General features: G+C 75.4%; 8 protein-coding genes. 4 read left to right on the top strand and 4 right to left on the bottom strand.

Translation table 11 applies throughout. The features are described 5' to 3' along the window. Positions 1 to 4: 4 nt before the first annotated feature. Positions 5 to 1,216, bottom strand: a complete 1,212-nt coding sequence (locus tag RM609_RS05000) for a DUF5005 domain-containing protein (RefSeq protein WP_311608200.1) — start codon at positions 1,214 to 1,216, stop codon at positions 5 to 7. 236 nt (positions 1,217 to 1,452) lie between these two features. On the opposite strand from RM609_RS05000, the gene RM609_RS04995 reads away from it, so the two are divergent. Then, on the top strand, positions 1,453 to 1,857 hold the full coding sequence (locus RM609_RS04995) for a hypothetical protein (RefSeq protein WP_311608199.1): 405 nt from the start codon (positions 1,453 to 1,455) through the stop codon (positions 1,855 to 1,857). Between the two features lie 54 nt (positions 1,858 to 1,911). Here the strand turns inward: RM609_RS04995 and RM609_RS04990 are convergent, their stop codons facing one another. Further along, the gene (locus RM609_RS04990) at positions 1,912 to 4,287 is read right to left on the bottom strand and encodes a 3-hydroxyacyl-ACP dehydratase (protein ID WP_311608197.1); all 2,376 of its coding nucleotides are present in this window, start codon (positions 4,285 to 4,287) and stop codon (positions 1,912 to 1,914) included. A 10-nt stretch (positions 4,288 to 4,297) separates the two neighbouring features. Beyond that, positions 4,298 to 10,246 (bottom strand): SDR family NAD(P)-dependent oxidoreductase, encoded by a 5,949-nt coding sequence (locus RM609_RS04985; RefSeq protein WP_311608196.1) that lies wholly within the window; start codon positions 10,244 to 10,246, stop codon positions 4,298 to 4,300. A gap of 286 nt (positions 10,247 to 10,532) precedes the next feature. On the opposite strand from RM609_RS04985, the gene RM609_RS04980 reads away from it, so the two are divergent. The 3 genes from RM609_RS04980 to RM609_RS04970 all read left to right on the top strand — a co-directional run bounded on the left by RM609_RS04980 (position 10,533) and on the right by RM609_RS04970 (position 12,665). Beyond that, complete coding sequence (locus tag RM609_RS04980) at positions 10,533 to 11,069, top strand: hypothetical protein (RefSeq protein ID WP_311608195.1); 537 nt, start codon at positions 10,533 to 10,535, stop codon at positions 11,067 to 11,069. A 168-nt stretch (positions 11,070 to 11,237) separates the two neighbouring features. After that, the gene (locus RM609_RS04975; protein WP_311608194.1) at positions 11,238 to 11,525 is read left to right on the top strand and encodes a hypothetical protein; all 288 of its coding nucleotides are present in this window, start codon (positions 11,238 to 11,240) and stop codon (positions 11,523 to 11,525) included. Between the two features lie 150 nt (positions 11,526 to 11,675). Then, on the top strand, positions 11,676 to 12,665 hold the full coding sequence (locus RM609_RS04970; protein WP_311608193.1) for an alpha/beta fold hydrolase: 990 nt from the start codon (positions 11,676 to 11,678) through the stop codon (positions 12,663 to 12,665). Between the two features lie 66 nt (positions 12,666 to 12,731). Here the strand turns inward: RM609_RS04970 and phsA are convergent, their stop codons facing one another. After that, complete coding sequence (gene phsA / locus RM609_RS04965) at positions 12,732 to 14,579, bottom strand: O-aminophenol oxidase PhsA (RefSeq protein ID WP_311608191.1); 1,848 nt, start codon at positions 14,577 to 14,579, stop codon at positions 12,732 to 12,734. Positions 14,580 to 14,678 lie beyond the last annotated feature (99 nt).

Genomic DNA, 14,678 nt, shown 5'->3' with positions numbered 1-14,678 from the left:
CCGGTCAACGGGCGGTCCGGATGCGCAGGAAACGGGGGCGGTAGACGCTCGCCCGGTCGATCACGTCCCGGAGGACGAGGCTGTTGACGTTGTAGGAGACGACCAGTTCGTCCGTGCCGCGCTCCAGCTCCGGGTGCTCGTGCGGGTTGTACGCCAGGACGTTCGGGTTCCGGTAGCTGCCGCCCGGCCCCGCCTCCGGCGCCGTGTACACCGTGCGCGGCGCCGTGAACGGCCCGCCGGGGGAGCGCGCCCAGGCCAGCCGCAGCTCCGCGCTGAACGGCACGTCCGCCCGCTGGCTGACCAGGGCGTACCAGGCCCCATGCCGGACCACGCTGAGTTCGTCCGAGACCCGCAGCGCCGCCCCGCCGGGGCCGGTGAGCCGGGCGGCCCGGGACTCCTCGCGGGACCAGGAGCCGTCGGCGGCCCGGTACCGCCAGGGCCCGCGCAGGCCCGGACCGTCCACGCGGGCCAGGTGGAGGTGGCTCCCGCCCGAGGGGGCCGCCTCGGTGCCGTAGACATAGGTGTGGTCCCCCTCCCGGGCCAGCCACGCGCCCCAGGAGATCCCGGCCGACGACGGCAGCGGTGTGACGGACTCCGGCCGCGAGAGCTGCCCCTCGCCGAACCTCGCCACCACGGAGCCGCGCCAGGCCAGGTCCAGCGGCCCGGTGCCGGTCCGCGCGTACCGGGCGTAGACGACCGCGACGCCCCGGCCGTCGGGGATCCCGGCCCGCGCCCAGTACCACTCGCCCGCGGCCGGCGGCGACACCAGGGAGTCGGGCCGCCCGGCACGGTCCCGGCCGGTCACCGTGCGCGGGGCGCCGGAGGCGGGCCACAGCACGAAGCTGTTGTGGACGAACGGCGTCGTACCGCCCGCCCCGGCGACGGGGGAGCGGGAGCCGTCGGGCCGCACCGTGCCGAGGAACGTGTCCGAGAAGACCCACAGTTCACCGGCGGGCGTCGGCACCGAGTACGTACTGTCCCCACCGGTCCAGTGGCCCGGATCGCGCACCCGGTCGGCGTACGCCCCGAACGCCTCGTCGAGCGCCGTCAGCGGCCGCGCCGAGACGACCCCGGGCGGCCCCCCGGCGCCCGGCGCCGCCCCCGGCGGCAGGAAGGCGCAGACCGCGGCGGTGGCCACGAGCAGCAGCCGGGGCACGGCCCGCCGACGGGGGCGCACCGGCACCGGCGCCCGGTTCGGCATCCATGGAATCCGCATGGCGCACAGTCAACCGGCGGGACGCCGCCCCTGTCGCGGGAATACCGCCGGGGGCGACGCCCGGTCACGCGCCGGACCCCGGCGTCCCTTCCCGTCCCGGCGCTCGGCCGAGCGGGTGATAAATGGCAGCACGGTCAGAGTGCACAGTGACGGCCGCGCACCCGGGGCGCGACGATGCCGTGGGCCGGGACCGTACGTGTGGTCCCGGATCCCCCCGTCCCTTCGTGGAGGTGTCCGTGTACGCAACCGAGTTGGCCGTCAAGGCGCTGGAACCGACCCCCGAGGAGGAGCGCCTGGCCGAGGACTACGTCACCATCCTCGGCTCGCTCTCCGCCATGGAGCAGGCAGTGCGGGACGGCGCCTGGCACCGTCTGCGCGACGAGGCGGACGAGCTGATGAGCGCCGCCGAGGAGATGTGGGCCGGTCTCCCCGGTGCGGACGACGACGAGGCCGTCCCCGTCCAGGCCGTCCATGTGCCGTCCCAGGCCGACGGCGCGAAGATCCGTCAGCTGATCGCCGTGTACGCCCAGCACTGCGCGCTCGGCCGCGCCCTCTACCCCACGAGCCTCATCCAGGACGCCCAGCTGCGCCGGGCGGTGGAGGAGGAGCACACAGAGGCGGAGCACCCGGCCGTGGAGTGAGGACGGCCCCGCCGGCGGGCGGCGGGGCGCTCCGGCCACGGGGCCGGCGCCCCCTCACGGCGTGCCCCGGCGGGTGTCCGGCAGGGCCACGGCGATGTTGTCGGCCCGGTAGATCCGCAGGCCGTCGCGCCACACACTGCCGTCGGCGCGCACCAGCACCGTGCCGCCGGCCGCGCGGACCTCGCGGATGTGGACCTCGCCGCGCACCCGCCGGTGCCCGCGCAGGACCTGACCCCGGTAGGCCCAGCGCAGCTCCTCGCCCGGTACGGCGTCGGGGCCCGGCCCCGGCCGGCCGGCGAGCCCCGTGTACAGCGCGAAGGCCCGCACGGCCTGGAAGAGCATCTGCACCCCGACCGACCCGGGCAGCACCGGGTCGTGGGGGAAGTGCCGGCCGAAGAACCAGTCGCCGGGGTCCACCGCCTTGGCGCACAGCACATAGCCGGCGCCGTGCTCCCCGCCCCCGGGGACCAGCACCACGTCCTCCAGCAGCGCCAGCCGGCCCCGCCCGAGCCGGGCGTCGTGCCGTACGTCCAGCCGCCGCGTCCCCGCCGGGGCGACGGGCCGCCGCTCCAGCCACGGGGGTGTCTCCCGGCCGCCGTCCAGGCCTTGTTGCAGGGCGAGGACCTCGGACGTGAGATAGCCGTGCGTCGCCTCGCCCTCGAAGAAGACCTCGCCGCCGGTGCTCAGCGAGAAGCGGTACCGGTCGATCACCGCCCCCGGCAGGACGGCCGCGGACAGCAGCACGGACTCCTGGACGACCGTCGACGAGCGCGGGTCGCACGCCCGGGTGAGCCGTGCCCGGCCCTCCAGATTGCGGCAGACGAACGCCTGGTCGGGGTACGTCCACAGGAGGCCGGATAGCCCCCCGAGCAGCCCGAGGGGCTGAAGGGCCATCTCCATCAGGGCGAAGGCCGGTATGCCGCCGCCGTGTTCCCGGCAGTACCAGGGGTCCGCCGGGACGTCGTGCTCGGTGACCAGCCGGGCGCCCGCCCGGTCCGGCCCGTCGCTCTCGCGGAAGGCGACGCCCCGGTCGACCGCGCGCAGCCCCGCGCGCGGCAGACGGGGCCGGACGGGTGTGGTGATCCCCGCGCAGCGGACGTCGAGCACCGACGGGTGGCCCTCGGAGCCCTGGGCGATGTGCAGCTCGTGGAGGCGGGCCCGGGCACCGGAGGACGTCTTCCGGCAGCCGGCCCGGTCCGGGTGCGGCATCAGGCCGGCGCCGGGCCGCTCCCGTACCGTCGCGCCGAGGTCGTGCAGTCGTGCCACGACCCGACCGCCGGAGGTGATCTCGCAGTCGGCGACCGCGTACGGGCGCGGCAGCAGCCCGAGTTCGGCCACCTCCACGGTCAGCCGCCACGGCTCGCCGCCCGTTTCCGGCTCGGCCGGGCCGCCCAGCCACTCGACGCGTACGGGACGGCCGGGCAGCGGGAGCACCCGGGCCCCGGGCAGGCACAGGTGCAGCCCCTGGTGGAAGGCGTACACGCGCAGCGCCTCCAGGGCCGCCGCGACCGGGTACGGCCACTTCGGGCCGCCGTCCCCGGCGGCCGGCCGCGCCGTGGCGGTCAGCAGGCCCTGGCCGTACCGGCCCGCGCGCGGACCGACCGTGATCTCCTCCAGCAGCGGGGCCGGCCAGGGCGCGGGCAGCTCGTCCGGCTCCAGGCCGCGCTGGTCGTGGGCCGGGCCGAACACGCCCGCGACGTCCCCGGCGGCGAGCGCGTCGAGCTCCGCGCGGGCCAGCCGGTGGACGTCCGTCACCGCGTGCGGGTGGAACTCCTCCGGGAACCGTGGGACGTGACGCCGTGGCGGCTCCTCGTCGGTCGCGCGGAGCGTGAGGACGCGGCGCGCGCCGTCGAGGACCTCGCAGCTCCCGTCCGGTGCCGAGTGGGCGCGGAGCGGGGTGGGCGCGTACGGCACCGGATCGTGCCAGGTCGCGGTGAACGCGTCGGGGCACGGGCGGGGTGCCGTGGCGTCGGCCAGCCCACGGGCCCCGGCGAGGAGCACCAGCGCGGGGCCGCCCCATCGCTTCCACGGGTCGGGTGCGCTGTTCGGGTGAGGGGCCGGTACGGGCGCCCCGGGAGTCTGCGGGACGAGGCCGGTCTGCCAGGCGCTGATGGCCCGGTGGGCGACGAGCGCCGCGGCGTGGGCCTGCTGCACGGTGTGTGCGAGCGTTTGGGCCACGTCCGCGGGGGTCGTCGTGACGTCGGGTTCCGGCCGCCGGACTACCTCCGCGCGGGCCGTCGTGCCGTCCGGTGCCGGTGCCGCCGGGGGCGGTGGCACCGGGGGTGGCACCGGGCCCCCGCGGGGCGGCTCCTCGGCCGGGGTGGTGTCGGCCGCCGGGCCGGTGTCCTGGGCCGTGGGGACCGGGAGCGGCCGGTGGGGTGGCTCCAGGGGGATGCCGTCGAAGCCGAGCCCGTCCATCGTCGTCCTCACCGTCGGCCTGTCAGTCCGTCACGTCCGTCGCCGCCCCGGCGCCCGGGGCGGACCGGGGCGCGGTGAGGCGGACCCGGAGCTCCTCTTCGGTGAAGGGGACCAGCGTCAGCCCCGTCCAGCGCTGGAGCACCCGGCCGTCCGGGTCGCACGCGGTGACGTCGCACCGCAGGTCGACGGCCGACACGGACCCGAGCTCGGCCACGACGACGAACGGCCGCCCGTCGGGCAGCGGGGCGAACAACTCCACGCGCTCGACGCCGACGGGCCCCGGGGTGTGCCCGAAGCGCGCCAGCCCCAGCAGCGCCCCCGCCTGGACCAGCAGATCGGCGAGGCAGGGGCTGTACAGCAGCCCCCCGTACGCGCCGTGCGCGAGGCCCGGGTCCCGTAGCGCCGCCCCCACGACCAGCCGGTCAGGGCCTTCCTCCAGCACGGCCCCGAGCCCCCGCAGGGACGGCCCGTGGAAGAGGCCGCCCGCCGCGTAGACGGGGTGCGGCTCGTCCCGGAACGGATACGGACGCGGCGGCAGGTCGTCCCGGCGGGGTGGTTCGGGCGCCCGCCCGGACCCCCGGTAGCGGCCCTCGTAGAGCACCTGGGTCTCCCTGCCGTCGTCCAGGGCGCACACCGTGACCGCGGCGGCGCCCGGCTCCGCCGGGTCCGGCACCAGCCGGGCCAGGGCGTGCCCCGGCTGGGAGCCGTCGAGGTACAGGCCCCGCCGGACGCGGAAGTCCCGGCACTCCGTCACCGGCCCGGCCTCGCCCCGGCACCGTTCCAGGACGTGCAGGCCCCAGCCGACGGCGGCGGTCAGCGGCAGCAGCGGAGCCCCCGACCAGAGGTGGTCGCGCAGCGCCCGCTCCGTCTCCAGGCCGGCCAGGGCGCGCCGGGCGGCCAGGCCCGCCCCGGGCGGCTCGGTGACGAGCGTGAACGGCGCGCGCAGCGGCCCGATGACGACGGTCCCGTCGACGTGGGCCCGGCCCATCAGGCCGGTGAAGTGCTCGCAGCCGGTGCTCCGCGTCAGCACGGGGAAGCCCTGCTGGACGAAGAACTCGCGCAGACGCGCGGCCATGCCGCCCTCCCACGGCCCCCAGACGACAGGGGTCACCCGGCAGCGGGGGCGCGCCGCCGCGAAGGCCAGGCCGTAGCGGGTGAGCGCCTCGTTGGCCAGGGCGTAGTCCGTCTGCCGCACATTGCCCCAGTAGCCCGACACGGAGGCGAAGAGGACCAGCCGCCGCAGCCGGTCCGGGTCGAGGCAGGAGAGCACGTTGTGCAGTCCGGCGAGTTTGGTGTCGACGACCCGGGCGACGGACTCGGCAGCCAGCTCCCCGAGCGTCGAGTCCCCGAGCACCCCGGCCCCGTGCACCACTCCCGTGACGCGGCCGGCGTACGGGGCCAGGGCCGTGGCCAGCGCGGTGGCGTCGCGGACGTCCGCCGCGACGTAGTGGGCCTCGGCGCCCAGGGAGCGCAACTCCTCGACCAGGGACCGGATCCGGCGCTGCCGCGGCGGCTCGTCGGCCTGGTCGGCGGCGAGCCCGGTGCGGCCCAGCAGGACGAAGCCGCAGGGCCGTTCGGCGGCCAGGGCGGCCACGCACCAGGCGGTGATGCCCGAGGCCCCGCCGGTGACCAGCAGCAGGTCGTCGGCGGAGAGGTCCGCCGGAGCCGGTCGCGCGGGCACGACCGGCTCCGGGGCGGCGGCCAGCACAGGGGTGCGGCGCAGGGTGCCGTCCCAGCCGACCTCGCGGACGTCGGTGGCGCAGTCGGAGACCTCAGCCAGGAACGCCGCGCCGATCGCGTCGGCGGACAGCTCCGGGGCGACGTCCAGCGCGCGGCAGAAGAGCGGGGAGGCCTCCAGCGCCACGGACTTGACGAGGCCGCCGAGGCCCCCGGCCAGCGCCGCCACCGGGTCGCCGCCCGCGCCCGCGTACCCGAGACGGCCGTCCAGCCCGGTGAGCGCGACGAAAGCGGCCCGGGTGCCGCGCGCGGCGGACTCCTTCAGGGGAGGGCACAGGTGCTTGGCGACGAGGACGGCGTGCCGCAGCCGGGCGATGACCTCGTCGGCCCCCGTGCCGGCCGGGCGGCTCATCGCGATCGCGCACAGGTCGACGCGTTCCGCAGCCGTCAGCAGCGAGTCCACACCGCGCACGAGCGCCTCCTCGGACAGGTCCGCCAGGACCTGGACGTCCTCCGCCGACGTACCGGCCCCGGTCCTGACGCCAGGTAGCAGCAGCCGGAGGACGCGCCAGCCCGCCGGCCGGAGCGCCCCGGCCGCCGCCGCGCAGAGCGCGCCGCCGTCGTCCAGGAGGACGGCGCACGGCCGGTCCGGGTAGGCGTCCGTCCGTACGTCCACGGCGGGCAAGGGACGGAGGACGGGGAAGGCGCGCCCGAGCGGGACGTCCTCGGCGTGGCGGAGCGCTCGGTCCGGGGCGGCGAGGATACGTTCCAGCATCTCGCTGAGCTCGGCCACGGTCCGGGCCTCGCTGAACCGGAAGAGTTCCTCCCTGGTGATCGCCGGGTAGCGGCGCCAGACCTCCGCCGCGATCTCCACCTGCTTGAGCGAGTCGATGCCCAGGTCCTCCTGGACGGAGAGGTGCGGCTCGATCATGTCGACGTCGTAGCCGGTCTTCTCGGCGACCACCTGGCGGAAGACCCGGTCCAGTTCCTCCCGGTCGACGGCCGGCGGTCGACCGGTCGCCGGGCGGTCGGGCTCGCCGTCCCGGTGGGCGGCGACGAGTTCGGCGAGGGCGGAGCGGTCCGGTGCCGGTGCCGGAGCCGGTGCGTCCGGGGCGGTGACGGGCGGTGTGACGGGCGCGGTGACCTGGGGGAGGTCCGGGGTGTCGGGGCCGAGCAGCCGGGCGACGACCTCGCTCGCGTGCGTATGCGCCTGCCCCACTGCCACGTTGTGGTCCGCGATGGCCCGGACGGCCGCGGCGAGGGAGCCGTCGACCCCGCCGTTCGCCGCGCCCGCGCGCAGCAGCCGGCTCAGCTCCTCGGAGGTGGCCAGCTGGCCGTCCAGGAACCGGGTGTGGGCGGCCAGGTGCTCGGCGGCGGCACGCGTCAGGGCCGCCGCGTCCGCCGGGGGAACCGCCGCGCCGGAGGTGATCCCGGGCATGGCCCCCCAGGACGCCTTTGGCTCCCCCGCCCGCCGATCCGCCGCCCGCTGCGATGCCACGGCGGCGAAGTTCGGGCCCTCCAGCCGCCGGGCGACCTTGGAGGGCGCCGGCCGCCCGGGCGTGGTCGGCGCGTCGTAGCGGTTGAGCCCGACAAGCGGGAGGCCGAGCACGGCGAGCCGGAGCGCCGCCTCCTTGAGGGCGGCCGCGCCGTCGGCGTCCGGCCCGGTGTCGCAGGCGACCGTCTCCACCCGCCGCCCGGCGAGCGTGCGCTCCACGAGCGCGGTCAGCACACGCCGGGGGCCGAACTCGACGAACACCCCGACACCGTCCTCGTGCATCTCCCGTACCCGGGCCGCGAAGTCCACCGGATTCCGTAGCTGCTCGGCCAGCGTCCGGCGGTCGGCGTCCGGGCCGTGCCCGTACGCGGCGCCCGCCGTGTTCGCGTACACCCGTAGGCGCGGCGCGGCGAAGTCCGTGGCGGCGCACGCGGCGGCGAAGGCGTCGTGGGCCCGTGCGACGAGCGGGGTGTGGAAGGCGGCGGCGACCGGCAGCCGCCGTACGGGCACCGAGAGCTCGGCGCAGTGCGTCATGAAACGTTCCAGCAGGGGCGTGGGGCCGCCGAGGACCTGTTCGTCCGGGGCGTTGCGGCAGGACACCGCCAGCCCCGGGTGCGCGGCGAGGAGTTCCCGCACCCTTTCCTCCGGGGCGCGCACCGCCACCAGCGACCCCGGGTCCGTTCCCTCGGTCACCTCCTCCATCGCCAGTCCCCGGGCCCGAGCGAGGGCCGGGAGGGCGGCGTCGTCCAGGACGCCGGCCGCCCACAGCGCCGTCAGCTCGCCGAAGCTGTGGCCGAGGACCGCGTGCGGGGCGAGGCCCAGCTCCGTCAGGAAGCGGTACTGGCCCATCGCCAGCGCGCCGACGGCGGGCTGGGCGTAGGCGGTGCGGCGCAGCCGCTCCTCGGCCCGCCGGGCGTCACCGGCCGGGCACGGCGGCGGGAACACCGTGCGCGCCAGGGTGTCCGAGGGCGGGAAGAGCGCGCCCGCCGCGTCGAAGGCCGCGCGCACCGGGGGCACGGCGAGCAGCGCGCCCAGCCCCATCCCCACGTACTGGCTGCCCTGCCCGGCGAACAACGCGCCCACGCGGGTGCCCTCGGGGAGCGCCGTCCGCCGGTAGTGGACGCCACGCTTGTGCCGCCACGCGTCGCGGCCGGGGCTGTTCCGCAGCTGTTCGACGGCGGTGGCCAGGAGCGCGGCCCGGTGCGCGGCGTCCGCGGCGACGAACCCGAGGCGGGCGTGCCCGGGCGGGACGGGCCCCTCGTCGGGGTCCTCGCCGCGCTCCAGCCGGGCGAGGAGCTCGGCGGGGCCGGGCGCGTGCCACAGCAGGGCCCGGGGGACGCGGTGCCCGGCCGGGGGCTCCGCGCCGGACGAGGGCCGGTGCTCCTCCAGTACGGCGTGGTAGTTGACCCCGCCGAACCCGAAGGCGGACACCCCCGCCCGGCGGACCGGCCGCCCCGGGTCGTGGATCCAGGGGCGCGCGGCGGTGTTGAGGTACAGGACGCTGTCGGCGCGGGCCGCCTCCGGGCCGGGCCGCTCCACGTGGAGGGTGGGCGGCAGCACCTTGTGGTGGAGGGCCAGGGCCGCCTTGATGAGCCCGGCGGCCCCGGCCGCCGCCTTGGTGTGCCCGATCTGCGACTTGACGCTGCCGACGGCGACGAACCGGTCGCCGCCCGCTTCCTCACCGGCCGTTCCCTCGTCCGCCGGGCCGGGGGCCATGAGCCGGTTGAGGGCGGCCAGTTCCACCTCGTCCCCGGCCGGGGTGCCCGTGCCGTGCGCCTCGATCAGCCCCACCGAGCGGGGCGGGCAGTCCGCGTCGCGGTAGGCGCGGCGCAGCGCCGCGAGCTGTCCGTCGCCGCAGGGCGCGTAGATGCTGGTGCCCCGGCCGTCGCTGGAGCCGCCCAGCCCTCGCAGGACGGCGTAGATCCGCTGGCCGTCCCGTTCGGCGTCGGCGAGGCGCCGCAGCGCCAGCATGCCGACGCCCTCGCCGATCAGGGTGCCGTCCGCCCCGGCGTCGAAGGGACGCACCCGGCCGCTCGGGGAGAGCGCGGGTGTTTTGCTGAAGCACATGAACGAGACGATGGAGTTGTCGGCGTCGCAGCCCCCGGTGATCATCAGGTCGGCCCGGTGGGAGACCAGCTCGTCGACGGCGGCCCGCAGCGCCGCCAGCGAGCTGGCGCAGGCCGCGTCCACGGTGTGATTGGCCGCCCCCAGGTCGAAGCGGTTGGCGATCCGGCCGGCCACGACGTTCCCCAGCACCCCCGGGAAGGAGTCCTCGGTCCACGTGGGCAGGCGCTCCAGATACGCCCGGACGATCCGCCGGGCCTCCTCCTCCGGCGCCCCGTGCGCCGCGACGGCCCGGGCGAGGGCGGGGCCCAGCAGCCGTGCGGCCAGCGGTATCAGGGTGGAGTTGGTGCCGCACACGCCGAGTACCACACCGGTGCGGGCGGGGTCGTACCAGGCGGCGCCCGGGCAGCCGGCGTCGCTCAGCACGTCCTCGGCCACCATCATGCCGAGCAGCTGGACCAGGCCGGTGGAGTCCACGGCCCGCGGGGTCATCCCGAACGCGCGCGGGTCGAACAGCGGGGGCGTCAGGAACGCGCCGCGGCGGGCGTAGGTGCGGTCCGGGGCGAAGGGGTCCGGGTCGTAGTGGTCGTCGAGGCTCCACCAGGCGGGCGGCACCTCGGCCGTACAGTCCCGGCCCGAGACGACGTTGTCCCAGAACTCCCGGACATCGTTTGCCTCTGGGAACATTCCGGCGATGCCCACGATCGCGACGGGGGCGGCGGCGAGCGGACGCATGAGTCGAGTGTTCAGCGCCCGGCGGCCCGCCCCAATAGGGCGGTCGGTAACATTCACGACTTCCGCGCATAAACACATAAAGGGGCATGTTGCGGAAGTATTGTTGGCGCGCTCCGGCCCCTGTTATCGCGCACCGTCAACACATCCCGGCCAACTTCGCACACCTGTCCCCATGTGTCATCGGGCCACGCACCAGCACCGTACGTCACATCGCCGGGCTAAACCTTGGCTGATCCTCATCCGGGGGTGCTGTCAGGCCGGGGTCGCGTGTCTACTGTCCTCGGCCATGCGCTCACAGAGATTCAGACGCCTCGGTCTGTCCGCCACTCTCGCCCTCGCCGCCGGCCTGACCTGCATGGCCCAGCCGGCCTCCGCGGCCCCCGCCGCGCCCATGACGGTCACCGTCGACAAGGCGACCGCCAAGCCCGGGGACACGGTCACCGTGACCCTCACCTTCACCAACGACCAGACCACGAACGCCCAGTTCGTGTACCAGTCGATCCAGCCCACCTGGAACACCACGCAGGACCCCGCCCTGAAGTACGCGTTCAAGACCTGCGCCGGCGACACCGTGCAGTGCGACGTGGCCAACCAGAGCGGCACCCTGCGCTACCACGTGCCGATCCTCCCGGGAGCCACCCGCACCGCCAAGCTGACCTACCAGATCGCTGCCGACTCGGCCTGCGGCCCCAGCCGGAAGATCGAGTTCTACTCGTACCTCTACTTCGAGTACCAGGGCGGCCAGGCGAAGAAGGACGGCGTCTACCAGACGAGCACCGACGTCGCCTGCGCCACGCCCGCCCCGGCGGCAGCGCACAAGTAGGCCGGTGGCACCCGGCCTCCGGGCCGGGGGCGACAAACGGTGGGAGCGGTTCCGGCGGCGGCCGGACCGCTCCCGGCAAACCCCTTCTGAGCTGGGGCGATTGTCAGTGCCCGGCAGTAGAATCGGGGGTGTGGAGAAAGGGTCCACGACCCCTAGAGGAGGACGCCCATGGCCGCTGTCGCAACACCGCATCCGCATCCGAATCTGCCGAGCCTTCCCACCCTGCCCAAGAAGCGCCTGCCCGCCGGGCAGCCGCGCGACTGGTACGAGACGTACAACCGCCAGCTGAAGGCGATGCGCCTGGCCATCGCCCTGCTGCACTCCGGCGTCTACACCCCCGACCGGGCGACGGACGGCAGGATACGGACGGCGGCGGCCCAGATCGGGGTGCACGAGCCCTCCGCGACCACCTGCCGGCTGGTGCGCGCCCTCGTCGCCCGAGGCACCCCGTCCTGAGCCCGGAGCCCCGCCCGATTCCGGCCGGTGGGCCCGGGAGTTCCCGGGCCCACCGGCCGGCCCGGGCCCGAACACCGGGGCGGAACGGACGGATTCCCTCTACCGTTGACCCGAGACGGCACGTTTCGCAGGTGAATCGCAGGAGGGCATGTGACCAGCGCGGTCGAGCACAGCACTGTCGAAGTCAACGGCGTCAGGCTGCACATCGCAGAACAGGGGCGGGGGCCTCTGGTCCTGCTGCTGCACGGCTTCCCGGAGAGCTGGTACTCCTGGCGCCACCAGTTCGGGCCGCTGGCCGAGGCCGGCTATCGCGTGGTCGCGCCCGACCAGCGCGGCTACGGCCGCAGCGAACAGCCCGAGGCCATCGACGCCTACAGCATCTTCCATCTCACCGGTGACGTCATCGGCCTGATCCACGCGCTCGGCGAGGAGAGCGCGGTGGTCGTCGGGCACGACTGGGGTGCCCCCGTCGCCTGGCACACCGCCCTGTTCCGCCCCGACGTCGTACGCGGCGTCGTGGGCCTGAGCGTCCCGCCGGTCCCGCGCGGCCCCGTGCCGCCGCTGACCGCCCTCGGCTCGGTGCTCGGCGACGGCTTTTACCAGATCTACTTCCAGGAGCCCGGCCGCGCCGACGCCGAACTCGCGGCGGACCCCACGGCGGTCTTCCGCCGGCTGCTCGTCGGCGCCTCCGGCGACAGCCCCGTCACCGACCCGCCCCGCCCGTGGGTCGTCCCCAAGGGCGAGACCCTGCTGGACACGATGCCCGAGCCCGACGGGCTCCCCGGCTGGCTCACCGAGGACGACATCGCCACCTTCGCCCGGGAGTACGCCAACCACGGCGACCACGCCTTCACCGGCGGCCTCAACTGGTACCGCAACATCGACCGCAACTGGGAGCTCACCGCCCCCTTCCAGAACCGGGCCGTCGACGTGCCCGCGCTGTACGTGACGGGCGACCGCGACGTGGTGCGGTCCTTCCCCGGCATGGACCAGGTCCTCGCCAACCTGGGGCACCTGGTGCCGAAGCTGCACCGCAGCGTGACCCTGCCGGGCTGCGGCCACTGGACGCAGCAGGAGCGCCCCGACGAGGTCAACGCCGCTCTCCTGGACTTCCTCGGTACGCTGCCCGCCGCGAAGTGACCGCCGCCGGCACCCGTCCCGTGATGGCCTTCCACCACGGGACGGGTGCCGGCCGGACGACACCGGTCAGCCGCCGTGACCACCGTGGCCGTCATGGCCACCGCCGCCGTCATGACCGCCGTCGTGGCCCCCGTTGTGGCCCCCGCCCATGCCGTGGTGGAAGACCATCACCTCGCGCGGCATGACGACGTACGGCCGCATCATCCCCATGTCCTCGTGCTCCAGCAGATGGCAGTGGTACATGAACCGGCCCTTCGCGCCCTCGAACCGGCCGATGACCTTCACCAGCTGACCCGGCGGCACCTGGATCACGTCCTTCCAGCCCGCGTCGCTGTCCGACACCGGCGCCGCCCCGCCGTACTCCAGCGGGGTGCGCGTACCGCCCAGCGCCTGGTCGAAGCCGCTCCCCGCGCCCGTCGGATACAGCTCCCGGCCCAGCACCTGGAAGTCGATCAGATGGATGTGCATCGGGTGCATCGGGCCGCCCAGGTTGACGAAGCTCCACTGCTCCCACGCGCCGTGCTCGACCATGAAGCCCAGCGCGTCGTCGAAGGCCGTGGCGCCCCGCCGGTAGGTGCGCACCGTGCCGTCCGGGCCCTTGAGCTGGATCACCCCCTCGCCCGGCACGGTCACCGCCCCGGGCTCCACCGGATGCATCTCCCACAGCCCCGGGTGGCCGCTGCCGGCCGTGCCGGGCGGAGTGAGGACGAGCAGCCGGTGGCCGTGCTCCGGCACGGTCTCATGAGTGAGACGCCGGAACGAGGCGGAGACGACCTCCGGCAGCGTGAACGGGTCCCGTACCTCCTCCTCGTCCACGCGGAACTGCATGATCTGCGGATAACGCACCCCCGCGGCCGCGTTGACCAGCCTGACCCGGCGGCCGCGCAGCGCGCCGAAGTCGATCAGTACGTCGAGGCGCTCGGCGGGCGCGACGGGCAGCGGCTCGTCCAGCGCCACGGGCCGGGGCAGCAGCCCGCCGTCCGTGCCGATCTGCCACATCGCGCCGCGCACCGGCTCGCCGGTCTCGTCGTCGACCAGCCGGAGCAGATACGTCCGGGCGTTGGCGGCGTTGAGGACCCGGAACCGGTACCACCGGGCCGCGACGTCCAGATGCGGCCAGATGACGCCGTTGACCAGCGTGTACGGGCCGGTGAACGCCCGGGTGAGATTCCTGCCCCCGGCGTCCTGGCCCACGACGACGGTCTTGTGCAGCAGCCCGCCCGTCAGCCGGCCCTCGTCGTCCTGGTCGAGGTTGCGGTCCTGGACGATCAGCGGGATCTCGTACGCGCCGCGCGGCAGCCGCAGGGCGTCCTCCTCGTCGTCCCGCACCAGATACATCCCGGCCAGGCCCGCGAAGACGTTCCAGCGGGTGATGTCCATCGCGTGGTCGTGGTACCACCAGGCCACGGCCCGGTGGTCGTTGGGGTATTCGGAGAGCTGGCTGTCGCCGGGCGAGACGGCGTTCTCCGTCCAGCCGTCGTTGCCGCCCCCGGAGTTCGCGCCGTGCACATGCGTGACCGTCCACGCGGGCAACGCGGCCACCTCGGCCAGCGGCAGCGCTCCGCCGCGCCCCGGCTCGTCCGCCGGGTCGGGCCCGCCCTGTACGGGGACGGCCTCGACGGCCGTCACCGGGTGCGCGCCCGTCAGCCGGTTGCTCCAGGTGACGCGGAGCCGGCGGCCCCGCCGGACCTCGATGGTCGGCCCCGGGAAGTGGCCCCCGTACGTCCACACCAGGGTGGGCGGCAGCTGCGAGTGCAGGTGCACCCAGGTGGCGGTCTGGTCGATCTCGATGCCCCTCAGCGCCTCGGCCCGGCCGGGCCGCAGCACCGGCGGGACGCGCAACGCGTCCAGGAAGGGCGTGATTTCCGCTGCGGCTTCCTGCTTTCCGGCAGGGTCGATCACTGTCTCGGTCATGCGGTACCCCCGTACACGCTTCCCCCGTGCCACCGGCCGGAGCCCGGCGGCAGCTGTCACCACTCAAGACGCTTTGGCGCACAACAGGGTTGCGTGTAA

Source organism: Streptomyces hesseae, assembly GCF_031845785.1.
Taxonomy (GTDB): Bacteria; Actinomycetota; Actinomycetes; order Streptomycetales; family Streptomycetaceae; genus Streptomyces; species Streptomyces hesseae.
This window is presented reverse-complemented; position numbering and strand designations above follow the sequence as displayed.

Excerpts from the sequence above, each read along its gene's own strand:
- phsA (WP_311608191.1), bottom strand. The coding sequence starts at position 14,579 with ATGACCGAGACAGTGATCGACCCTGCCGGAAAGCAGGAAGCCGCAGCG.
- RM609_RS04980 (WP_311608195.1), top strand. The coding sequence starts at position 10,533 with ATGCGCTCACAGAGATTCAGACGCCTCGGTCTGTCCGCCACTCTCGCC.
- RM609_RS05000 (WP_311608200.1), bottom strand. The coding sequence starts at position 1,216 with ATGCGGATTCCATGGATGCCGAACCGGGCGCCGGTGCCGGTGCGCCCC.
- RM609_RS04975 (WP_311608194.1), top strand. The coding sequence starts at position 11,238 with ATGGCCGCTGTCGCAACACCGCATCCGCATCCGAATCTGCCGAGCCTT.
- RM609_RS04985 (WP_311608196.1), bottom strand. The coding sequence starts at position 10,246 with ATGCGTCCGCTCGCCGCCGCCCCCGTCGCGATCGTGGGCATCGCCGGA.